Below are 24,221 nucleotides of genomic sequence, written 5' to 3'. Positions count from 1 at the left end.
TGCAAATTAAGATGCATGCTACTGATTGACAGATTTATTATTAGCCTTCGTCGCCACCGCCTACAGGAATGGTACTACCAGTAATATAAGAAGACTCATCGGATGCTAAAAACAAGATGGCATTGACTTGTTCATCTATCGTGCCGTAGCGTTTCATAAAGGTGCGATCAATGGTCTGATCAACCACCGCATTCATCCATGATTTTTCATCATCAGTTAATGGTTTGGCGTTACGTGGAATCTTTCTGGGCGGCGCTTCAGTACCGCCAGTTGCCACGGCATTCACACGGATGCCATCGTTTGCATACTCAAAAGCGAGCGATGCGGTCATGGCGTTCACGCCGCCTTTCGCTGTCGAGTAGGGTATGCGGTTGATACCACGAGTAGCGATAGAGGACACATTAACAATAATGCCTGACTGCTGTTTGACCATGGTTGGTAATACCGCATGACAACACCATAATGTTGGAAATAATGAGCGACTGATTTCCTTTTGGATTTCTGCTTCAGAGAAGCTGGTAAAAGGTTTCATCCATATTGCGCCGCCGACATTGTTGACTAATATATCGATACGCCCATAGCTATCAAGTGCCTTATCAATAGCCTCTTTAGCACCTTGACGGGTTTCAAGGTCAGCTTGAATGGTAACGGCTTGTCCACCATTAGCAATGATTTCAGCCAGCACCTCTTCTACTAATGGAGAAAAGTCTGCCATGACGATTTTTCCGCCCTCACTTGCTAAGCGTAATGCGACTCCGCGCCCGATGCCTTGGGCGGCACCAGTAACGATACATACTTTATTATCAAATCTTTTACTCATGACAGTCTCCTAAAAATCTTGCTCATGCTTTGCTAGTAGAGTAATACGGCTAAGCTATGTTATTGTTCACTGGGCGTGAATTTTTCATAGTAAAAATTGCACGGTTTTAGATTACTGCTGTCTAACCAATTACTCACCGCATCCACCATCCCTAACGGACCACACAAGTACACATCGACGTCACCATCGTTCAGCCACTCATTATCAACATGACCGGTAACATAACCTTTACGCTCATGACTACTATCTTCTGTGGCGACACAGGTGCGGTAGTCAAACCAAGGGTGGTTTTGTTTTACTTCTTCTAGTTTCTCGACTTCTATCAGATCAAAATCGTTGGTGACGCCGTAGACCATCCTGACAGGATGATGAGCACCAGACACTTCTAAACTTTTTAGCATCGATAAAAAAGGCGCGATACCGGTACCGCCTGCTAGAAATAGGGTCGGGCGGATTAGAGGGCGCAGGTAAAAGCTACCAAATGGACCCTCAAAATTAATCTCTTGGCCTATAGTTGCAGTATCAGATAAAAAGGTGCTCATTTTGCCGTTAGGAATATTGCGGACGACAAATTCGGCCTGATTGGCACTAGGTATAGAGCTAAATGAATAGGAGCGTGTCTCGTTAGAATCAGGAATACTGACATTGACATACTGGCCTGGCAAAAATACTAGCGCATCTGGATTATCGACTTCGACGCCAAAGTGAATGGTAGACTCAGACAGTACATTCAGTTGCTGTAGTTTGCCTTTGAATACAGACTTGCCAACTTTGCAAGCTTCAGAGGAGGTTGGTACTTTGATCACGCAGTCGCTTTCAGGAATCATCTGACAGGTGAGTACATAACCTTCTTCAGCTTCAGCTTCTGTGAGTGCATCTTCGATATACATATCAGGGTGCATGTCATAGCTGCCAGATTCACAATGGCAACGGCAAGTACCGCAAGCACCATCTAGGCAGTCCACAGGGATATTAAATTTTTGACGATACGCTGCTTCGGCAACTGTTTCGTCGGCTTCACATTTGATGAAGCCCGTGACGCCATCTTCGAACTGTAGAGCAATATTATATTCCATGAGAAATATCCCTTTTCAACACGTATTGATTAAAAGCTAGTGATTAAGTAATGAGTGAATAATGATTAGACGTGATAGACATCCATGATTTGATGCACATAGTCGTCTTTTAAGACCACATACTTATCCAAAATTTTTGGTTGGTCTTGAGTCATGTCTATTTTGTACTGAGAGTAACCCCAATAGGTATTGGTCTCGTGATAGCGAAAGGACTTGTTGATCCAGTTGAAACGTACCGTCACAATACCGTCATTGTTTTCGAGTAATTCAATATTTGATAAATTGTGCGTGGTACGTGTATCAGGTATGGTCGCTGATGAGCGCTCAGTCTCGATGCGGAAGATACGATCTTCAAGACCACGGCGGTCCGGATAATAAATCAGCGAAATTTCTCGTTGTGGGTCGCTGATGAGCTGACCATCATCATCCCAACTTGGCATCCAGAAAGGGCAGTCTTCATCGTAATAAGTGAGCCATTCTTCCCATTTTTTCTCATCCAATAAACGCGCTTCACGGTATAGAAACTGTCTAATGTCTTCAATGTTAACAGTTGTGTTTTTCATGATTGATATCCTTATTTTTTGTCAGTTCTACAATAAATAGCAGAGTAATAATAAAAATGTATTAGTCGCTATTAGCACCGTGTAGCTGCTGCTCTTGCTCTAGAGCTTTTTTCATCTCTTCATGCCAGTAGCGATGTTGGACGGTATATAGCCCTTCATCTTCAGTCTTAACACCGCTCATTAAAGGTTTTAAGTCAATAGCGGCAGCGCCTTCATCTGCTCCTTGAATCCAGTGCTCGGAGCCTCGGCACATATCATTCCATTCAAGTTTGATACCGTTATAACCTTCTTGGCATGAGCGGAACTCTTCTAAGTCATCAGGTGTTGCCATACCAGTAACGTTAAAGAAATCTTCATACTGACGGATACGGCGTGCACGTGACTCATCGCTTTCGCCTTTTGGTGCGATACACCATATGCTGACTTCAGTTTTGTCAACCGCGATAGGGCGGAGCATACGAATTTGTGAGCTGAACTGATCCATAATGTAGACGTTTGGATATAGGCATAAGTTACGTGAACGTCCAATCATCCAGTCCGCCATTGCTTCACCGTATTTAGCGACATAATCATCGCGATAGGCATAGTTTGGACGGTCCTGTGGGTTTTCCCACTGTGTCCATAACAGCATGTGTCCGTTTTCAAAAGAGTAGAAACCGCCACCTTGACGTCCCCATTTTCCAGCGTTCATGGCTTTGATGTTGTCTTCTTTGACTGCTTCTTGTTCTTTACGACGTGCAGTGGTAGCCGCATAATTCCAATGCACAGCTGATACGTGATAGCCATCAGCACCGTTTTCAGCTTGCAGTTTCCAGTTACCATCAAAAGTATAGGTTGATGTGCCGCGTAGAACTTCTAGACCTTCTGGCGACTGATTGACAATCATGTCAAGAATTTTGGTAGAGCCGCCAAGCCAGTCTTCAATTGACTGAACATCATCATTTAAGCTAGCAAAGATAAAGCCTTTATAATTGGCCATTTTCACTTGTTTTAGGTCGTGTGAACCTTCTTTATTGAAACATTCTGGGTAGCCGGCGTGTCTTGGGTCTTTAACTTTAAGCAGCTTACCTGAGTTGTTAAAAGTCCAACCGTGAAACGGGCAAGTGTAAGTGGCTTTATTGCCTTTCTTATGACGGCAGAGCTGTGCACCACGATGTGAGCATGAGTTAATCATGCAATGCAGCTCGCCTTCTTTATTGCGGGCAAGAATCACGGGCTGACGACCGATGTATGAGGTGTAGTAGTCATTGTTATCAGGAACTTGAGACTCATGAGCCAAATAGACCCAGTTGCTCTCAAAGATGTACTTCATCTCAAGCTCGAACAGCTCTTCGTTAGTGAAGGCGCTACGATGCAGACGATAAATCCCTTTTTCACTGTTCTCTTCTAAAAAATCATCAATAGTGATGTCTGATCCTTCAGGTACTAAATTGATACGCTCGCTCATGGCTGCCTTCCTTGTATAATGACGATATAAAATGAGATTAGAATTTTACGTTTGATACGGCAACTGAGGGCATATCAAACGTAAGTCGCTAGTAGTGATCAATTAATTAATGCTATTTAATATGAGTGCTCATTAACCTTGAGCACGGCGGCGTTCTACTTCGCTGCCTTGTACAGCTTGGTCAATGTCTTTTACTAAATGAAAGTCAAAGTCGATACTTGCGTAAGGCTTATCCAGCGCTTTTTCTTTTAGCTTGTCCGCATCTTCGACCATCGTTACCTCTGGTACCAAACCTTCGCGGCTTGCAAAAGCAAAGTCATCCCATAGGTACTCATCGCCATCGATGTTAATCTGCGTGGTCAGTTTGCGATGACCGTCAGCACTGGCGAAGAAATGAATGTGAGCTGGGCGATGACCATGACGTCCTAGCGCGCCCAATACTTTTTGCGTCATTCCTTCTGGTGGTACCGAGTAACCTAGCGGAACGATGCTGCGGAATGCATAATTGCCGTTCTCATCTGTAATGATGCTACGACGCAAGTTGAAGTGAGACTGTGATTCATCAAAGAAAGAGTAGTTACCTAAGCTGTTGGCATGCCATACTTCTACCTTTGCGTTTGGAAGAGGTTTTCCATTTTCACCATAAACAGTGCCTTGCATAAATAGCACCGTGCCATTATCAATATCTGTACCGTCATCAAGACGTGCAAACCCTTTTTCTTCTGGTGCGCCAGCGACATAGAGAGGGCCTTCAATAGTACGTACAGTCCCGCCATCCAATCCTGCTTCTTTTAAATCTTCTTCAATCATTAAATCCATGAAGTGATCAAAACCAAGACCTGGTGATAACAAACCGGCTTCTTTGCCTAAATCACCAATGAACTCAACCCCAGACCAATACTCATCGGCGGTTATTTTTAAGTCATTAATGGTTTGCATAAGGTCGGTCACAATACGTAATACAATCTCTTGTACACGTGGATTTACTTGTTCAGGGAAGTCGATTTTGCCTTTGATGAACTGAGTGGCTAATGCTTCAATTTGGCTGCGTTCCATGTCTCTCTCCTTGTTGAGGACTGTTTTATTAAGGGGTAACTACAGTGAGTATTCTTACCCACCTTTTATAGATTCTGATTACAGATTTAATGCCTTGATTTAGCTGTCATCACTACGAACAGATGATGGGTGACGTAATAACGGTGTCACTTCAACTTTCATGTACGGATAAAGTGGCAGTGACATCATAATCTCGTGTAGCTCTTCATTACTTTCAACATCAAAGATGCTGAAGTTAGAGTACTGACCTGCTATACGCCAAATATGACGCCATTTACCTTGCTCTTGGAGCTTTTGTGACAGTGCTTTTTCTGTAGCTTTAAGCTCGTTGACCTTATCGGCATCCATATCTGTTGGGATTAAGACATCCATTCTGACGTGGTATAACATAATTATTTCCTTATACGTGATGAAAGATAATTTGGCTGACTTTTACAGCGTTTCAGTTTGAGTATTAGTAGAAGTTTGTGCCTTTGAAGGTTTAGGTAACGCAGGGACTGCTTGTTTAGCGTAGTGATAGACCTTATCGCTATCTACTTCTATACCAAGGCCTGCGCCCGTAGGTACACTCAATCCAAAATTTTGATAATCAAGAGGCTGTGCTAAAACGTCGTCAGTTAATAACAAAGGACCAAACAGTTCTGTGTCAAAATTTAGACTGGGATAGGTTGAGAACACATGGGCGGATGCTGCCGTACCGATAGGTCCTTCAAGCATAGTGCCACCATAAAGCTCGATACCTGCTAGATGTGCCATTTGTCCGATTAAGCATGCAGCTTTTAATCCGCCTGCTTGATTGATTTTCACGGCAAAGACGTCAGCACAATTATCTGCTGCTAAATGAAAGGCATTTTGTGGGTCTTGGACAATTTCATCCGCCATAATGGCCACATCAAAATGCTCTGTTAGGCGTTTTAGTGCGGCTTTATTGCGCATTGAGATAGGTTGTTCTATTAAGTCAACGCCGCCAGCTTGCAATAGGCTAATGCCTTGCATTACATTAAGTTCTGTCCATGCTTGGTTGACATCAACGGTAATGCGGCAATCAGGTAGGGCTTTTTTTATAGCTAGTACATGATCAACATCATCAATAATCGGGTTGCTACCGATTTTTAATTTAAAAATGCGATGGCGCTTTTGCTCAATCATGTGTTTAGCTTCTGCTATATCAGTCGCTGTATTACCGCTGGCAAGAGTCCAAGCTACTTCTATACGGTCACGAACTCGGCCACCAAGCAGCTCACTTACTGGCAGATTTAGGCGCTTGCCTTCAATGTCTAGGAGGGCAGTTTCGATGGCACACTTTGCAAAGCGGTTGCTATTGATATGAAGATTTAGCAGCTGCATAGCTTTTGCTGTACTAGTGGGCTGCTCTTTTAATAAAAGAGGAGTAAAGTAGGTGTCGATATTAGTCTTGATACTATGAGGGCTTTCTTCTGCGTAGCTTAGACCGCCAATAGTGGTCGCTTCGCCCCAACCTTCATAGCCATCTTCTGTTTGAATGTGCACCAAGACTAGAACTTGTTCGTTCATAACGGTACAAGCGAGCTTATGAGCCCTTATAGTAGGTATCGGTACCAATAAAGTATTAATTGAACGAATCATGACAGTCCCTATTAAATAAATGATGCTTCCATATGCTTAATAAGAACTATAGTTATTAGATAACGACATGTCTAAGACCTATTTAGTCTGTTATCGATACCTTTTAGGTATTTTGATAACTAACCTTCATCATGTTATGTTCTTTAGGTATCGATAACCTAAAAATACATTACCTTCAATGTTGCTGTTTTTTAAAAAGTCTATTTCTAAATTATTAAAGATGCTGGAAAATAGCTCATAGGTCACTCAAGGAACAACGTTCAATGGAATTGAGACATTTACGCTACTTTGTAGCAGTAGCAGAGGAAAAGAGTTTCAATAAGGCAGCAGAGCGTTTGTTTATTTCACAGCCACCGTTAAGCCGTCAGATAAGACAGTTAGAAGAAGAGATAGGTGTCACGCTCATTGATAGGGATAATCGCCCTTTGAAACTTACTGAAGCTGGCGAGTTTTTTTATGATCATGCTCTTCAGATAATAAAAAAATCAGATGATCTTCGTGCGATGACTTTTCGTAAAGGCAGCTTTGACAATTCCTTATCGATTGGTTTTGTGTCGTCGATATTGTATGGCATATTACCGAAAGTAATTGCCCGCTTCAGAGAGGTTTATCCAAATATAGAGATTAAGTTATATGAGTTGAATTCTTGGCAGCAAACGCAAAGTTTGGTGGAGGGTAAAATAGATGTCGGTTATGGAAGATTGTTATTCGAAGATGCTTCTATTAGGCGATTACTACTAAGAGAGGAGAGGTTAGTAGTAGCTGTTCCTGTCAAACATCGCTTTGCACAAGAGAAGCTAAAAAGTATTAAATTAATGGATTTAACCAATGAAAATTTATTGTTATATCCAATGGCACCTCGGCCCAGTTTTATCGACTATGTATTAGAGTTGTTTGAGGCGCGCAATCTGAAAGCAAACTATTTTACTGAAATACGTGAGTTGCATATGGCTTTGGGATTGGTAGCAGCAGGTGAAGGGTTGACTATCGTGCCAAAAACTCTTGAGCATCTTCGGAGTCAGGAGGTTGTTTATATTCCTTTCGAGGATAGTCTTTTAACTTCTTCTATTGTTATGAGTGTCAGGCATTTTGACAAATCAGAATTGTTAAAAACATTGTTAGATGTGACTTATCAGATTTATGATGAAGAAGGGTTTGATTATAAGCCTGAGCAAATTTGAGCAAACTACTCACTACTCATTAAGCTTCCTAATATTGACTTGCTCAAGGATGAACTCATGCAACAATTTCATTACAAGGCTTTACCAATTGATGTTCATTTTGGCGTGGGCAAGTCAAATGAAGCCAAAGACGTTTTACTTCAGCATGGCTATCAGAAGGTATTAGTGATTACGACACCTGGCCAAGAAGAGGCAGGTCGTCAAACCCTGATATTAACAACATCACCTAAGAGAAATGAAATTAATTCCTAAGCCCTACATACTATATCAATAATAGTATGTAGGGCTTTTTTGAACTATAAAGGTAAGGTTGATTTATTCGATATATAGATATTATAGGCATTCCTAACACCATAAGATTAAAGGCTCTATCATCTAGTAAGTTATATTTTAAATGGTTGTCATGAGCTAGAATTAGCAAAGTCCTTCTTTGCTCGAGTGCAAGACAGCAGGATATAATTGTGCCTCTTCAATTCTCGACTAATTAGTCCTATCAGCTTTATAACCTTAATGGCTTAGTAACGAGCCAACCTGTTAGGCTGCTTATTGCTTTGAGATATTGACTGTAAGATGTATTAAAACTTTGAGTTTGATAGGTTTCAAATAAACAAAACATGTAACTTATAAAGAACAATACTATACCTATGGCAAAATAACCGTCATAAGTCTATTATTGGGTACATAGTATTTATCCAATTTTATATCCAAAAAAGACGAATTAAATGACATCGAAGCATTAATAATTGAATGACATAGAGGATTTCCTTTGAACACTTTTTCTCAATCAGCATCTAGTCATGACATACTCTCAGATAATACACAAGTTAATGAATATGTGCCTATTACCCAGTCAAGCACACAAGGGCAATCACCTAATAGATTACTCCGTGTAGCATTGATTAATAGCTATCTAAAAGGTCAAGCTCATCTACTAAATGTTGATAACAACTGTATTTTAACAGGGCATAACTCCGCTGGTAAAACGACTCTAATGGGAGCTATTGCTCCATTTTATGGCGTACCTTTGAGTGCTATTGCCAGAAAGTCTGAAGTGAATAAAAGCTTTATTGAGTTTTATCTACCTTATGATAATAGTTATATCGTTTATGAATATGTACGAGATGGTCAATCACGTTGTGTCATCTTAAGCAGTCAGGATAAAAAGCAGATATTTAACTTTATCAATAGTAGCTATAAAGATGATTGGTTTATCGGTAAAAGAAATGATGAGTTTTACTTTAAAGGAAGCGTGGAGGTCATGCGCGCTATTAAGTCGCAAGGACTACAGGTATCAAGTAATATCAGTCAGCTAGAGTATGAAGCGATTATTAGCAACTGCCCAATGAAACGCTTAAAAATAACATCTGCACAAGCTCGTAGAACCATTGCGAAATATCGTCCTGATTATGCCCTTACGTCAGATCCACACGCCACATTTTTTGGTTTTTCTCCTATTGTTAATAATGTTTTTCAAACTCAGCTGGAATTTGATGATATATGTGCTTTCTTAGTAGAAGCTATGAAAACGCAGGACATGCTAAGTAGTGATGAGCTGAGGTTAGATGCGGTGAATATTGATACCGCCAAATGGGTGCGTCAGCGCGAAACGTGGCAGCAAATAGAGGCGCTTAAACCAAAATTCGAGACATTAACCCAATCTTTAAATGACAATATTGCTCATCAACAGCAGCTGGCTGACATAAGACATCAAGCATTAAGTTTACTATCCAAAATTCGTAATGAGATTATCGAAAAAGGTGAAATAAATAAGACGCTTGATACCCAATATCATAGTGTGAAAAAGGAAGCTGGCGATAAAGAAACCACTTGGTACTCCGTCAAAGGCAAACTAGAGGCTGATATTAAGCTAACGGCAAATGAGTTAGAAAACCTTAAAAATAAAAAAGAGGCGTTTGAACAAGGAACTCAAGATAAATATCAGCACGAGCCTATGTTTAAGTTAAAAGCGCGAGTTGCGCAAATAGACAGTTTGCAAGCGCAGAAAAAAAGTAAAGGCGAGAGTTTGCAAGCTTATAAGATACAACTAGAGGAGACAAAGACAAACTTAGAGAAAATTGAAGCACTATTTAAAGATGAAATTCGCAACCTTGAAAAAACGCGTGATGAGGCAGTCCATAGAATCAATCAAGCCAAGAGCGTGACGGATTTTGAATTCAGTGAAAAACAACGAAGTATAGAAAATAGCCTGTCCAAAGAGAAACAACGTTTACAGTCGCAATTTCAGATGCAAAGTGAAGCGATTAAAAGTGAGACTGCACGCATTAATATAGAAAAAGCGACTAAGCGTACTCAAGCCAGTAACTTACCGTTTAGCCAGTCCTCACAAAACGCTATTGATAACAATATTAGCGAAATAGCCAGCTTACGTAAAACGCTTAAAGACCATCAAATTCAGCTAAAAGAAGCACAGGCAGAAAAGATTGATATAAAGGATGAGACAGATAGCCAATTAAACCAACAACGTCGCATTAATGACACTATTAACCAGCATCAAGACAATAAGGTACATCTAGAATCTTTGGTACAGGGTGATACCTTGTTCAGCTTTTTAATCCAAAGTGAAGCAAACGACAAGTCGTATCATGCCGTTCACCAAATACGTAAAACAATTAATCCTGCATTGTTAAATCGAGCAGATTTAAATCCTGATTGGCTGGTAGATGACGAGGAGTCTAATGTCGTTGATAGCGTGCATACCGGTTTGTACGGCTTAAGATTGAATACTAGCGCTATACCCAGCTCAGATATCCGTACTCATGCTGACATTGCTCAAGACATACTCAGCCATGAGCAACAGATAGACTCAAGCAATGCTGAGTTGGCTGAACTAGAAAATACACTCAATAAGCTAAATAAACGTAAAAAACAAAATGAGCAAGAGTTTACTCAATCACAGCTTGCTGAGCAAAAAACAGAAAACGAGATTGAAGCTTTAGAAGATCATGGGCGCTATTTGCTTATTCAGGCAGAAGAGGAAAGGCAAAAGCGTTTATCTGAGATACAAAGTCAAATACAGACGCTGGATGACCAGCTAACGACTAACCATACAAAACTGGACGCTCTAAACCTAGAAGAGCAAAGTCAGTTAAGTGCATTAAATGAAGCTTATACGGTTGATAGTGATCAATTAAATCAAGAAAAGCAGGCGTGTTTAGATGATTTAACAATTCAATTGGATAAAGCCAAAGCAGAGTATGAAACCCGCTTAGCTGAAGCGACGATGCGTAAAAACCAAGCAGTCGAAAACGAAGGCTATGACCCTAGTATTCTAAATAGCATACATGCTGATATCGAGATTTTAGACTCAAAGCTTTTGACTGCTGAACAAGCAAAGCGTCGCATTGATGATTATAATATATTTCTTGAAAATGAATATGCAGAGTTAGCAGCGCTTGAAAGCCAAAAAAATGAGCTAGAGACAAGCCTGATTGTACAGCAACATGTTTATGAGCAATATGCTAGTGAGACCCGACATTTACTCAATGAGTTACAAGCAAAGATAACTAAGACTGCCGAAAGACTGAGTGTGCTAGAGGCAGATAAACTCAATCTAACCTCGCACCTTAAAAAGCTAGAGCTAACGTTAAACTCTGCTTTAATCGATGTGAATACTAGTTTATCACCTGCTAATGCACCTGAAGTAGAGAACCATTTACTTGCAGAAGATGTGCATTTGCAAACAGAGCGTATCTTACGCAGTATGCAAAGTCACATAGAGCGGGCAGACACCACCATAAAGCAAGGGGTTAAGCTGGTTGATACCATCAAAAAACCCTTCTTTGATAATGAGTCGATGTTTCAAGCGTTACTGTCTCAATCTGACATTATGGGTAGAACGACAGAAATTAACTGGTTTTTACAGTCCAGATTTTTTATGGACTATATGAACAACGAACACGAAAGTAAAAAAGAGATGATCGTTGGGCATTATATTGTGGAAGCTGAGAAAATAAATAATTTTAAACATGACTTAGATAACGCCGATAATAATTTAAATAAATTTACTCGAAATATTAATAAAAACTGCTCCGATATTTGTGACAACTTAAATGCCTTAGCAATCGAAGAGTTTAAGATGAGTATCAGTTCAAGCATAAAAGATAACGAGTGGTATAAAGTGCTCGATGACTTTTCTGAAGCATATGATAATTGGCGGGGCTCTGAGCGCATTCATCACCCTATGCCAAGTGAGTATTTACTTGCCAGCCTAGATAAAGTGCAGCACTTTATTGGGCAGAATAAATTGAATGTTAAATTTGCCCAGCAGTTCTCAATGGATCTGATGGTCAAGCAACATGGTCAAGCGCCAAGAACTGCAACGAAAACCAATTCATTTAAAGCATTGTCATCTAACGGTACCATGCGTATAGCTCAACTTATTATTTACTTGTCTTTACTATCTATGATTTCAACGGCTACTAATACTGAGCTCAAGCTATTTATTGATGAAATCGGTGTGCTTGATCCACAAAATACTCAAGAACTATTAGAGCTGCTTAAGAGCCAGAAAGTCTCTGCTATGTGCGCCGCGCCTCAAGTTGTTGATGATGCAGTTATTCCTTTATTCACTAATAACATTGCCTGTAGTCGTGATAAAAGTAATACCTATAGACTGTCTCAAACCGATGACTTATCCTCCCTAACTCAAGAAGCCACTATGGAAGCTCACGGAGTCTTTGACTTATGATTGAGATGACGATTGCTAGAAAACTCTTACAAAACAAGTTTATTTGTCTCATTACGGACGAGGAGGGTTATCACTGGTTAAAAATGCCTGATAATTTTGAGCGCATGACAGCTATTCTAGAGCCACTAGGCATGAGGTTAACCACCTTTAGTGAAGGTGAGGTCTTTGCTGGTATCAACATTGCCGTAGATGAGACGGATAAAAAAAGAGTCGTCAAAGAATTCGAAGATATTCATTACAATATTTATCCCATCATCGATATATTGACAGCGCTGGCTAGTGCTGATGAAGATGGGGACACCCTATATATGGGGAAAATAATAAAGCAGGATAAGTTGGTAATCACCGTTAACGATAATCAAGAGTTTGCAACACGCTTAAAAAAATTGGCAGAGTTTACCAATAGTGTTAATAAACCCAACGATGAGCAAGTGGGAGCGTTACTTAACAAACTACAAAAAGATGAACTTCTTTACTTGGTTAATCCTGAGAAAAAGGTATACCGAGTAACGGGAAAGATGGAGTACATCAATCGTATTATTGAGTTTATCAATGAGAATTACTTAGAAAAGGAGAGTGAAACACACACTCAACAGGGACTTGATCTATGAGCCGTGGTGGACAGTTAACTGAGGACAAAATTCGCGATTTAGGCCGAGCGACCGAAAGCCGCGCCGACTTGCTATTACAAGCTTATCTGTCTGAGTTATCTATTGAGGACAGTCAATCAACCAAGCATTATCGGACGCTACGTGATTGCGGTGTCATCCAAGAAGGTCTAGATGCCATAACGATTAGTAAAGAGATGAGACGCATCTTCGATGTTATGGCAAAAAAATCCCATCGTTTGCATGTAATGCCTGATATAGAAGAGTGGAAACGCAATATAGAGCATTATAGTAAACTTGCACTAAATGCATCATACGAAGTGGATGAGGCGAGTAATGAGCAAGGTTTTTTAGACACTATCGAAGATTATAGTTATGAATTGGCTGATGCGCTTATCCAAGAGATGGCGAGTATAGAGTTCACGATTAATTCAGAATTAAACAACACGTTTAACCTGAAATCAAAACGCATCATACTAGATACACTCACACAAAAAATAAAGTCACAAATAGAAAAGGTGCAAAGCCTTAGCCGAGAAGAGTTGCATAAATGCCATGCCGGTAACTATAAAGTATCTATGATACTAGACAACCTTCTTTTTGGTACTATCGACCAATGTATTAAAGAGTTAACGATTAGTCTAGATAAAACCGTCATTCTTATTGATAAGTTAAAGAAAGAACAAACACGTCAAAACGAGATGTTATGGCGACTTCATCGGCATATCCGTAACGGCCAATATAATCCTAAAGATGTGGTATTAAGTTTTGATGACTTGGTATCTCATAACTTAGCCTTTGGTGGCATGGCAGTTGAGACTCAGCTAACCAATGTTGATGTAGAGGAGGATAAGTTCCTACTGCTTGGCTTACTTGATAAGATGTCACCACCTAAACGCACACTCAAAGATAGTGTGAGTAATCATTATGATGATCCCTTATTACACGTCGATGATGATAATACGAGTAAGCCACTACTGAGTGAAGAACAACGCTGGGCGTATGACTTCATGAAATATAACAATACGAATGATATAAATAAGAATCTGTCTGTCAGACAATTTTGGGAGCGGTTTGAAGTCAATCGTATTATCAAATTCAAATCGTTTTTAGCCTTAGTTATGCATATTTGTAAAAGCAATTTTAGGGACGATGCCATCGTGCATACCAAAGAGGGTTATCAATGGAAACTGTACCTTAAGACCAAGACACCATCAGAGCTTTGTAATACCATACGTATTTTCGATGCGCGCTATATAAGATATAAAGTAGCAGATAATGAACCTAGTTTGGATAAGGTATGGAGATGATATGGAGCCAAGACTTGCTAATAAGTTAGCTCAAAAACGAACATTGAAAACCTTACGTGATGGTTTGCTCAAACGCACGAAGGTATTCACGTACCGTAATGAAGACAATATTTTTTATATGTTGTGTCAGTATGATAAGACGATTGGATATTCAGCAGGCAAAAAGATATACCTTTCTGATATAGGTTGGCAAAGCATTATTAATTTAGTGGAAGCTGGAACGGGCTTTAACCTTATTTCAGATGATATTGAAGATTTATCCCAAAAAGGACGATTAGAAAATAGTACGATAATGGTTGACGAGAAAATATTGAGTAGATCGCCAACACAGGGGTTTCTTCTATGTCGCTTATTAGGTAGTGCAGAGACGCTAAGTCAGACAACAGACCACTTCGCTAATCAATCAACACCATTACGGTCTTATTTAGGTGTGCATATAAACCATATTTCAAATTGGGACATAGATACAATTGTAGTGATTGAAAACTTTGCATCTTTTACTGAGTTCACTGACTCTCATTTAAGCTCAATAGAGGGTGTAAGCAATAATGGAATTGTATTACTTATCTACAGAGGACACGATGATAAAAACATCTATAGTGTCGCAACAGAGATATCACGCTTAAGCTGTCCTAAATATATCTTTGCGGATTATGATTTAGCAGGCTTGCAATTGGCCGAAGTTATTGCTGAACGTATCAAAGCCGCAGGCTATATTTTGCCCAAAAAGGCTAGGCACAATCAGAGCTTATTAAAGCTAAATAAAATAGCGGAGCGTGAAAAACAGTCTGCTACTACTATTAAGGACTCAGTATTACAGCCATATATGAATGATATGAAAGATAGGTTTCTGGCGGTCACTCAAGAGGCTTTGATGGCGCACGAGGTGAAGCTTGAGATTGTGAGTAGAGAATAATTGGCTCTTTAAGAAAAGCATAAGTTTAAACAGTCCACCTAACTAATCCATCTAAAGCTCTCATAGCCTTGAGTCACTAAGGGTACGGAGTTACTTAAACTCTAAGCTGATAGTTCTAATAGCTTTATAACGCTATTGAATTGTTCGATATACTTCTACACATGAGATATATTCATTTTTTATTAATTAAGGTTGAATATTTTAATTATATTGAGCTTTTACATTAACTGAGTTCAGATACTAAAGCAAATAAAGTATTGGCTATACTATTGTAATGACGGAAATTCAAATAATGGCAGTCGCGACTTTGCACCAATATAAACCACGGGGCACAATTTTTTTATTCAGTTCCTCATTTTAGAACGAAGATCTTGGGAACTACCTACGTGAGATGGAAAGAGTTATATTATCTCTAATAAGATAGGAGATTAAAGGCCTCGTATAGTTTATACATAGTTTGAAAAAGTGAGATTTTTCCGAAGTTCCCGAAGTTCCCAGTATATTTATGCGTAATGTAAGTACTGATATCTATAAAGTCCTTTTATAGAAATAGATACGAAATCGGTAATCTATATACAAATGTTATTATAGGTCATCGTCATAAAAGAGTTCGGGCTACTGTAATAGATAATAATAAAAAGATATTATGGAAACAAGAATAGGGAAGAAGGCATGGTTACCGTGATACAAAGATCTAAAATTAAAACAATTATTTCGGATAGCAAAAATGATTCTCCAAGATATAATCTTAGAGAATCAAAAAATTAAGTGCTTATACTGTATTAGTATTTACTAGTGATTAACTTAACAGTATATTAAACACTGCCTTAAGATATATCAAATATCATAGCGCATGATTTGACCTCTAACAGCATGAGCGCGACCAATTTTAATATGTTTATTGTTAAGCTTCAAAGTAACTCGTTTTGGTTCATTGTACTTGACTAAGTCGTGGTCTTTTAGAACATTAAGGACTTGTTGTTTGCTATAAGGAAGGCATATTTCTTCGAATGTTTCGGTGCCAAAAAGATAGAGGTCATCATCCGATTTATAATAGCCAGATTGTTTATTGATTTTTTGCCTACAGTTACCAACAATCTGGAAACGACTACCTGCATATTTTTCCAGATAACCAGCAATCTGACCAATTATTTTTCGGTCTTCTTGTTTGCCATCATGCCCATAATTATCAATCCAGTTGTCAAAGCATATTTTTGCTGCAGTCGAGGCTTGTCCATCCTGCCAACCTGTAATGCCGGCTTTTGTAGCTAGCTCGCCAGCAGCAGCAACAACTGCAAACCGTTTGCCAACTCTGTAAGCCTGAGATTTAACATGACTGTAATCATGCATAAATTTTTCAATTATGTGGTTTGCTTCGGTGATTACTGAATCTTTATTTAGAGTAATATAATTTAGCCAACTAGTACCAGCAGTCCCATAATACTGATTCGTTAGTTTTGTCAATATATCTGCTTGTTTTTCAGGGGTAGTGGCTAAAACCAAACTATCGAAAATACCTAAATTTTTTCCTGCGTCAGCATCAATATGACATAACCGGACTTCCATACCAGGGTTATGTCGTTTATTAGAGTGCCTGAGCATAGACTGTAGTGTTTCTTCACCGCTTGATAAAAGTAAGATTCGCCAAGTTTGCACGACTCTATTACCTCCATCAGCGGTACTCCTGCTTTTACCCATTCCATTTGAAAGCATATAAAATATGTCCTCTAATGAGTTTTTCTCAGCCTGACTAATTTCATCCATAATTAAAATACCATCGTTGCACATAGCTGCTAAGTATTCAGCGGCATTTTTAGTTGTATTCCAGTTTTTAACATAGTCTCTTTTGCCCCAAACGCTAGCTGCTACGTATAAACTAAGTGATTTTCCAATACTAGATTTACCTAGCATATGAAAGCCACCGCCTTCGATATCTAAGATTTTGAGTAGTGGACCAGTAAATGCACAGCTGATAGCAAAATTTAATCTACTTTGAACACCTAGTGGAGAGCACAAATTTTCTTGCCACTCTTCTAGAGTACCTTTTTGACTATATCCGTGATTTAATGAGCTCTCTGGTTGATAAATGATTTTTTCATTTGTTTTTCCATAGACTCTATCAGGCGTAACAAAAACGTTGTCATGCCATCCAACCTTATTAGTAAAAACAAACAAGCTTTCAATTGGATGATTGTTTAGGTAAAAGTCTAAAGCATCTTGTAAATTCTTTTTCGTTGATACAACTAAACCTCTTCGAGCCACCTCCCTACGATACTTACGACTATCACTCTGTATTAATTCTATCGGTACTGACCAAGTGTGCAACGTATTTGATTTGTCTAACCACTCTAAAACTATACCCCATTGTGAATGGTCAACATTTCGACTACGAGCTACGACTTTGATAGGGGAGCAAATCTTTTCTCTCTTAGGCTTCGATCCATTTTTATTGTCAACAATATAGTACAAGCCATCGATACATTGCTTGATGTACCCTTTATCATATTTCATAGCTAGCGTACTAAGATTATCTTCTGCTACAATAGCAGAAGATGATTTACGAAGATCATCTGTCAGTAACGTTTGATTTACCTGTCCACTTTGCAGAGTGGACAGGTTTTCTTTTGCCGAGTTAACGAGCTCAGCGGCTTCTTCATCTTTATCAAAAGCTATTACACTATCTTGATTGCTCTTAGTCATAATAATCTTTCCTTTGATATATGAACTATATAGTTCATAACTGTAAAACTTCTATTCTCTTTAAAAGAAAATTGAAGGGTGGGTGTTGATACCTTTTCAAACTCCTTTAAGCTAGTAATGAGCTGTAAAAGACTTTTCACATCTATCAAGGTACTCATCAAGATGCCTTTTTCTATAAATGACATGCCCGCCAACCTTACTGTATACAATTCCGTTCGAATTATGGCAGCGCATATACTGTAATGAACTTGGCGACTTTCCAATGTAGCAGGCTGCATAATTTGGAGAGAATGGAGTACTGGCAGGCGCATTTACAACTGCATTTTTCATCGACCTCTTTTCTTCATCAGTGTACTGCGACCATGGTTTTTTCTGAGTCATTTTTATCTCCTGCTAGAAAGCTGTTAATAGATAAATATCAATAAACTATGATAAATCTATATAAATTAAAATAAACTTGCATAAACGTAATATACAACATATAAATACGCTGCGCAATGTATATTCGAAGGAAATAAAAATTAATGAAGAGGAATCGGGAGATACTGGAAAAAGTTGGTTTAATTGTATATATAGTCAGTGAAAAGTAATTTCGATACATCACGCGCTGCTGATATCAGTTTTTCTTGCTTGCTGTACCTACGCAGACAGAGGCTAAAAAAAATTGATATCAGCAATAGCGTAGCGTTTTTAGGATATTTTGACTATACGTAAAAAAACCACCTATTAGGTGGTCGTTATTAAGTTCACTTAAGATTTATTATTGTGAATAATAGTTAGCTGAACCATGTTATTCAGTTGAGCGTTATGTAAGAAGAGTGGTATCTACCATGTGTCTATATTAGTCCATGAATACACCCAGCCAAGAATTTTTATTTTACTTATATCTCTAGCATTGATGATTTCCTCACCAAACTCTTTGTTTTGACTACGAATTAGTAATCCTCCGTCTGGATTTTTATGAAGTATTCTAATACGGTGAACCAATTCATGTTTGAAATAATATGCTCTTCCGTCTTTTATAGTTTGTTTGCTAGTATCTATGGCACATTCAGCCTTGCGACGAATTATAGGAGACATGCTGTCATCCTCTAAAGTAACATAAATTGTCTTATTTATATCCGCACCTGCTACTTCCGCGATATTAGATAAAAAGTTTACTGATTTTCTTTGATTTTCGGTAAGATAGTCTAAGAAATCTGATTCTTTAGGCATGTCTTCAAATATCCCCGTTTCTTTTTCATAGTTTTGTTCCATTTCCTGTTGCATCTCATTAAAACGCTCTTCATTGAATTTATCATATAGTTCCTCTAAGTATCTAATGCTATAAGGAACATTGTTTTTAAGCTTTAACTCATTAAGGTACATATCTCTATTTTCTTTTTTAAGCGCATTTTCCATGTCATCTAGATCATCATAAGTAGCGTAGTAATTATCACCCTCTCTGATCCAGTCTGGATGAACATCAAAAACTTCTGCCAAACGCAACGTATATTCGTGATTGGGCTCAGCGTCACCTGATAGCCATTTGGATACCGTTCCTCGCGATGCACCAATGGCTTTAGATATATCGATTTGTCTTAAGCGTTTCTGCTTCATACGTTCTTTAAGTCGCTCGGACATAGTTGATTCTGAATTAGAATGCATTTAATAACCCCTTGTTTCCTAGTATAGAGAAACATTATAACAGTGTTTCTCTATACTAGGAAACAAGTATTTGATGCATACTTCACTGCGTTTATTTATGCTGTTCACAGTAGATGATTAAATGGCTTGATTTTTTGCTATTAAGTTGACTGTGTTCTATCTTTCTACTAGTTTGAGATAGCGACAGAGATTGTAGAAACATAACAACTGCTAGCAAAATGGTAAATCTAGGGTTCAAACCCTAATAGAATGTGAAGACGTTTTGTTTAGTTTAAACATTCTACCTAAAAACCTCACGACACCCATCGTCGCATTACTCACATCTGCCCTTGAATTGTTCAAGCCGCTGTCTCTACAATCAAAGGCATATTCATTCACAAATATTTAAGTGCTTGGATTTACCTTTTTTATGCCGACAATAAGCCGAGACTGCCATGTATGCGCTCATCGACTGCAACAGCTTTTATGCCAACTGTGAGAAGCTCTTTCGTCCTGATCTAAAGGACAAGCCTGTGGTCGTGTTGTCTAACAATGATGGTTGCGTCGTTGCTCGCTCACCTGAGGCAAAGCTATTGGGTATTAAGATGGGTGTACCGTACTTTCAAGTCAAAGACTTCTGTGAGCACAATAACATCACTGTCTTTAGTTCCAACTACACCCTCTATGCTGATATCTCCCAGCGTGTCATGATGACACTTGAGACCCTCTGTCCAACGGTCGAGGTGTATTCAATCGATGAAGCCTTTTTATACTTAGCTGACTATCCTGCTGCCATGCAAGATCTCAGTGCTTACGGGCATAAGCTTAAAGCCATTGTCGAGATGCACACGGGTATTCCAGTGGGTGTCGGTATTGGCACTACTAAGACCATGGCAAAGCTTGCCAATCATGCGGCTAAGACGTATCCCGCCACCAAAGGCGTCTGCGTGTTAGATAATATCAGATGGATACGCCGCATCATGCAGATAACCGATGTCGGTGAGTTATGGGGTGTGGGTCGTCGTTATAAGGTTAGGCTCAATGAGATGGGTATCCATACCGTCTACCAGTTAGCCATCTGTGAGCCTGGAAAGATAAGGCAACACTTCGGCGTGGTACTCGAGCGCACCTGCTTAGAGCTAAACGGTCAGTCCTGTCTGGGTATTGACAGCATAGCGCCCAAAAAGCAAATCATCTCCTCACGCTCTTTCTCTGAGCGTATCATAGATCAGCAAGCACTTAGTGAGTCTATCTGTACTCATGTGGCAAAAGCTGCCAGTAAACTACGACAGCAAGACAGCGTCTGTGCTTATATCACGGTCTTTGCTAAGAACAGCCCCTTTAGTAAGAACGAGCCTTATGTCTCTATCTCTGGCGACTATCACTTCATCACGCCTACAGCAGACACCAGAGTGATGGTCACCGCTGCTAGGCAAGTACTAAAGGTTATCTATAAAGAAAAGGTACGCTACGCGAAAGCGGGTGTGATGCTGCTTGGTATTTGCCAGCATGATGAGGTACAGCTTGATTTGTTTGCAGAAGACAAAGCAGCTAGTGAGGATAAAAAGAAAAGCACAGAAGTCACTGCCATCATGGATGCGCTCAATAAAAAGTACGGACAGAACAGCAATCAGCAAGCGGCGGTGTTTATCGCTAGTGAAGGTATTAAAGGTAAGCAGTCGTGGCAGATGAGCCGTAATATGCTATCGCCATGCTATACCACCAATATCAATCAGTTGCCTAAGGTGCATTAGATGACGGTCAAAATAATTGGTAAGCTCACCAATGAAGGTGAAACAGTATTACTGTCGTTGTACAGTGATAAGGTCAAAGCGGGCTTTCCAAGCCCAGCCACTGACTATGTGCAAAACTGTATTGATTTAAACACACTGCTCATACGCCATCCTGCATCGACATATTTGGTTGAAGTGGAAGGGGACAGTATGGTCAATATCGGCATCTACCCCAATGACATCTTAATCGTTGATCGCTCACTGACAGCCTGTCATAAAGACATTGTGATTGCGCTGATAGATGATGGCTTTACGGCTAAGCAATTGATACTGGGTGAGCACATCATACTGAGAGCGCATAATGAGAATTATGCTGATATTGTGGTTAAAGGGTCGCTTGAATTGTTCGGTGTGGTAGCGAGCAGCATTAGACGGTTTAAGCGGTGAGGGTAGAGTGATAAGTACGGTCAGATTTATAGCAGATAACACAGTAGTAACGAGCATTATTAACGTCAATCAAGGGAGCAAAGCAATGACTGATAAAACAGAGCAAAGTGAATCTAGTGATTTGGTACAAGGATGGGTAGACAGATCAGCACTAAACGCCATACAAATGAGCGAGGATGAGAACTACCGTCAGCTGGTGTCTGCAAGAGCAACGAATTGGGGTAAGGATATTCGGGAGAGGTCAGATCAGCGGATCAGACAGTCACAAGCGCCGCATTTAGAGATATAGTTGTTTATATGAATAGTGGATTTAAAAGATTAAACCATTAGTGCCTTTATAATGTCCAATTAATACCTAACGTTTCTTTTGATAGTAAGGTTAAGTCGGAAAAGCATTCTGTAACGCCTCCAAACCAAATCTGTGGATTGTAGCGGTTGGCTTTGTTTAGCCTCAACATCTTTTTTTCTAGATCATAAACAGCACCTGCAGTGCCTTTTAATTCAAGTAGTGAGTCATAACGATAAGGCATTTGACCACCACTAAATCTAGATTTCACACTGTTTGAGGTAATGCCTATCTTAAAAAACAATTCGTTATTGCCTTCGCAGACAATTAAATAAAAAATAGCGGTTCCATTATTCTTACGTTCACACTGATTAATAAAGTCAGTTCTGGTCCATCCTCCTGATTTTTCCTTACCACATTCAGGACAGCCATGGCCATTTAAGTGTCTTTTACCTTTCTGTGTAAAGGAGCCGTGTTTAATGCACTTTATTGTTACGTGCTTGGCTTGGCTTTTAAAGTTTAAGTCCTGGTCATAAATATAGTTTCCTTCATGAACCGCTTGAGCTTTTGTTATAAAATTAGCAGCTCTTGCACGCCTATCACACTCTTTACACCCACCATATTTACTATCCAAATGCATGGTTGGGTTTGTAATGAATTCTGTTTTACAGATATTGCACTTTAAGTGTAAGTCAAAAAACTTAGGGTTTTTCTCTTCTTTCGAGTAATCAAAACGTTTCCCCCATTGTTTGTTGGCTTTTCTTAAATATATTATGCTCGCCTCACAAATCCAGCAAACAGGAGAGGCATTCGGTATATGCTTTGAAGCTTCTCTACCTTGGTCACAGTTATTACATATGGCTTGCGGTATCTCAACTTGTATTAAGGTATCGTTATGCTGAGTCATTGCGTCATGTCCTAACATATCTATTTACAATATTAAAAAATAATCTATCCATTCTCCATCAACCAATCTATCAGACTCTATACAGAAGGGAACGACCCAAAGTCGTAGGCTTTTATCTAGCCTAAAGTAAGGCATGGGTAGGATAAACTTCTCGTGCTTAGGATAAATCAGCATCAAATCACCACTGCCAGATAGGTACTTATGCCCGTAGGCAAACATTTGATAAATATCATTTTGGCTCAGATCAAAGTTTTTTTCGCCATTAGAGCTATCAATTAACTTCCATTTTGTGTCCATTACGTAACGATTCTCACCCTGATGAGTAATCAGTAAGTCAGGTTTTAAATAGAAGCGGTTTTTATCTGTATCAGATAGTTTATCTCCAGCTTCAATCATATACCTGCTAGAGGCTTGAGTTTTAAGCTGCCATGGAAACTTAACCATTTTTTTCAGACAAGCAGCAACGTGTTCTTCGAATAAGCGTTCCATTGGAAACAGTAAAGAGATACCTCTGTATGAGCCTTTTTGGAAGTGAGGGTTCATTTTTTCCAAAATGAGCTCGCACCAAGGCTTGATAGCCTGATAGTTATGTAGGGTTTTGCTGTTCGACCATTTAGCCATTAGCTTCATAGGGTTAGCAAGGCTTTTAACTGGGCTTAAAATATGCGATAGCTCATTTGCTAGACGCCAGTTTTCAGGACTACGACAGTTATCTTGAATGTAATCTAGTGCAGTCTTTATAAGACGATTTTCTAAACGATTGGGATGGTAGATATCGTGTCTTATATGGAACAGGTGCGCACGCTCAGCAGGTTGACGCTGCTGAGCAGTTACATTTAACTGACCACGTATGAACTTACTTTCCTCTTCGACTCTTAGATAGTCAAAGCGCAAGCCTGAAGCAACCAATCCGTTTAGTTGGGTTAAGAATTGATGATAAATCCATTCATGTATGGGCAAGTTCATGCGTGTGAGCTGAGCTGCATGAACTTCTTTGTAGGGGAGGTTCAGCGCTGAGCACAGCATCTTACATAATACAGCTCTACCATTCTGTGGGTCATACTCTGAATTACTTATCTTAGGTAATACTTCTATACCCTCACCAGCAGGGCTCTGCAGATACCCTACATAAGAGTGCAGCCTCAGGCGGTCAGATTTTTCAAAGCTAATAAATCTACCAGAATTTGGCTGCTCGCTTAAGCTCACTAGCCACTTAAAAGTATCGGGTTTTA

The 24,221-nt window shown here is 39.4% G+C and carries 21 protein-coding genes; 9 read left to right on the top strand and 12 right to left on the bottom strand.

Going from position 1 to position 24,221, the window contains the following annotated elements; genetic code table 11:
- Nucleotides 1-40: 40 nt before the first annotated feature.
- From W234_RS0100180 to W234_RS0100150, 7 genes are all read right to left on the bottom strand, one after another.
- Nucleotides 41-820: a 1,6-dihydroxycyclohexa-2,4-diene-1-carboxylate dehydrogenase gene (locus W234_RS0100180; protein ID WP_025643604.1), complete on the bottom strand. Its 780-nt coding sequence runs from the start codon at nt 818-820 to the stop codon at nt 41-43.
- A gap of 59 nt (nt 821-879) precedes the next feature.
- Nucleotides 880-1,896 (bottom strand): benzoate 1,2-dioxygenase electron transfer component BenC, encoded by a 1,017-nt coding sequence (gene benC, locus W234_RS0100175; protein ID WP_025643602.1) that lies wholly within the window; start codon nt 1,894-1,896, stop codon nt 880-882.
- Between the two features lie 65 nt (nt 1,897-1,961).
- Nucleotides 1,962-2,459: a benzoate 1,2-dioxygenase small subunit gene (benB, locus tag W234_RS0100170; RefSeq protein WP_025643600.1), complete on the bottom strand. Its 498-nt coding sequence runs from the start codon at nt 2,457-2,459 to the stop codon at nt 1,962-1,964.
- 61 nt (nt 2,460-2,520) lie between these two features.
- On the bottom strand, nt 2,521-3,906 hold the full coding sequence (gene benA, locus W234_RS0100165; protein ID WP_025643599.1) for a benzoate 1,2-dioxygenase large subunit: 1,386 nt from the start codon (nt 3,904-3,906) through the stop codon (nt 2,521-2,523).
- 132 nt (nt 3,907-4,038) lie between these two features.
- The gene (gene catA / locus W234_RS0100160; protein WP_025643597.1) at nt 4,039-4,962 is read right to left on the bottom strand and encodes a catechol 1,2-dioxygenase; all 924 of its coding nucleotides are present in this window, start codon (nt 4,960-4,962) and stop codon (nt 4,039-4,041) included.
- 99 nt (nt 4,963-5,061) lie between these two features.
- Nucleotides 5,062-5,352, bottom strand: a complete 291-nt coding sequence (gene catC / locus W234_RS0100155) for a muconolactone Delta-isomerase (protein WP_025643596.1) — start codon at nt 5,350-5,352, stop codon at nt 5,062-5,064.
- 42 nt (nt 5,353-5,394) lie between these two features.
- Nucleotides 5,395-6,567 (bottom strand): muconate/chloromuconate family cycloisomerase, encoded by a 1,173-nt coding sequence (locus W234_RS0100150; RefSeq protein ID WP_025643594.1) that lies wholly within the window; start codon nt 6,565-6,567, stop codon nt 5,395-5,397.
- 263 nt (nt 6,568-6,830) lie between these two features.
- Here W234_RS0100150 and W234_RS0100145 point away from each other — a divergent pair, with 263 nt between their 5' ends.
- The 6 genes from W234_RS0100145 to W234_RS0100120 all read left to right on the top strand — a co-directional run bounded on the left by W234_RS0100145 (nt 6,831) and on the right by W234_RS0100120 (nt 15,290).
- Complete coding sequence (locus tag W234_RS0100145) at nt 6,831-7,748, top strand: LysR family transcriptional regulator (protein WP_025643593.1); 918 nt, start codon at nt 6,831-6,833, stop codon at nt 7,746-7,748.
- Between the two features lie 57 nt (nt 7,749-7,805).
- Nucleotides 7,806-8,000 carry a hypothetical protein gene (locus W234_RS0100140; RefSeq protein WP_025643590.1) on the top strand — a complete coding sequence of 65 codons (195 nt, stop codon included), beginning with the start codon at nt 7,806-7,808 and terminating at the stop codon, nt 7,998-8,000.
- 514 nt (nt 8,001-8,514) lie between these two features.
- Nucleotides 8,515-12,456, top strand: a complete 3,942-nt coding sequence (locus W234_RS0100135; protein WP_025643588.1) for an ATP-binding protein — start codon at nt 8,515-8,517, stop codon at nt 12,454-12,456.
- Nucleotides 12,453-13,067 (top strand): condensin complex protein MksE, encoded by a 615-nt coding sequence (locus W234_RS0100130; protein WP_025643587.1) that lies wholly within the window; start codon nt 12,453-12,455, stop codon nt 13,065-13,067. The genes W234_RS0100135 and W234_RS0100130 overlap by 4 nt, the downstream gene beginning before the upstream one ends.
- Nucleotides 13,064-14,374 carry a hypothetical protein gene (locus W234_RS0100125; RefSeq protein ID WP_025643585.1) on the top strand — a complete coding sequence of 437 codons (1,311 nt, stop codon included), beginning with the start codon at nt 13,064-13,066 and terminating at the stop codon, nt 14,372-14,374. Before W234_RS0100130 ends, W234_RS0100125 begins: the two co-directional genes overlap by 4 nt.
- Before the next feature lies 1 nt (nt 14,375).
- Nucleotides 14,376-15,290, top strand: coding sequence for a hypothetical protein (locus W234_RS0100120; protein ID WP_025643583.1), 915 nt, complete (start codon nt 14,376-14,378; stop codon nt 15,288-15,290).
- A gap of 837 nt (nt 15,291-16,127) precedes the next feature.
- Here the strand turns inward: W234_RS0100120 and W234_RS0100115 are convergent.
- The 3 genes from W234_RS0100115 to W234_RS14125 all read right to left on the bottom strand — a co-directional run bounded on the left by W234_RS0100115 (nt 16,128) and on the right by W234_RS14125 (nt 19,637).
- On the bottom strand, nt 16,128-17,990 hold the full coding sequence (locus W234_RS0100115; protein ID WP_025643581.1) for a DUF927 domain-containing protein: 1,863 nt from the start codon (nt 17,988-17,990) through the stop codon (nt 16,128-16,130).
- 111 nt (nt 17,991-18,101) lie between these two features.
- The gene (locus W234_RS14395; protein ID WP_156923930.1) at nt 18,102-18,371 is read right to left on the bottom strand and encodes a helix-turn-helix domain-containing protein; all 270 of its coding nucleotides are present in this window, start codon (nt 18,369-18,371) and stop codon (nt 18,102-18,104) included.
- Between the two features lie 444 nt (nt 18,372-18,815).
- Complete coding sequence (locus W234_RS14125; RefSeq protein WP_025643579.1) at nt 18,816-19,637, bottom strand: S24 family peptidase; 822 nt, start codon at nt 19,635-19,637, stop codon at nt 18,816-18,818.
- 434 nt (nt 19,638-20,071) lie between these two features.
- Here W234_RS14125 and umuC point away from each other — a divergent pair, with 434 nt between their 5' ends.
- The 3 genes from umuC to W234_RS0100090 all read left to right on the top strand — a co-directional run bounded on the left by umuC (nt 20,072) and on the right by W234_RS0100090 (nt 22,085).
- Entirely contained in the window at nt 20,072-21,370 is a 1,299-nt protein-coding gene (gene umuC / locus W234_RS0100100) for a translesion error-prone DNA polymerase V subunit UmuC (protein ID WP_025643578.1), read from the top strand.
- Entirely contained in the window at nt 21,371-21,796 is a 426-nt protein-coding gene (locus W234_RS0100095) for a LexA family protein (RefSeq protein ID WP_025643577.1), read from the top strand.
- Nucleotides 21,797-21,881: 85 nt separating this feature from the next.
- Nucleotides 21,882-22,085 carry a hypothetical protein gene (locus tag W234_RS0100090; protein WP_025643576.1) on the top strand — a complete coding sequence of 68 codons (204 nt, stop codon included), beginning with the start codon at nt 21,882-21,884 and terminating at the stop codon, nt 22,083-22,085.
- Between the two features lie 46 nt (nt 22,086-22,131).
- On the opposite strand, the gene W234_RS14120 is transcribed toward W234_RS0100090, so the two are convergent.
- Both W234_RS14120 and W234_RS0100080 read right to left on the bottom strand, forming a co-directional pair.
- On the bottom strand, nt 22,132-22,989 hold the full coding sequence (locus W234_RS14120) for a hypothetical protein (RefSeq protein WP_025643574.1): 858 nt from the start codon (nt 22,987-22,989) through the stop codon (nt 22,132-22,134).
- 24 nt (nt 22,990-23,013) lie between these two features.
- Entirely contained in the window at nt 23,014-24,195 is a 1,182-nt protein-coding gene (locus W234_RS0100080; RefSeq protein WP_198013344.1) for an McrC family protein, read from the bottom strand.
- Between the last annotated feature and the right edge of the window lie 26 nt (nt 24,196-24,221).

It is taken from the genome of Psychrobacter sp. TB15 (assembly GCF_000511655.1).
Lineage (GTDB): Bacteria > Pseudomonadota > Gammaproteobacteria > Pseudomonadales > Moraxellaceae > Psychrobacter > Psychrobacter submarinus.
This window is presented reverse-complemented; position numbering and strand designations above follow the sequence as displayed.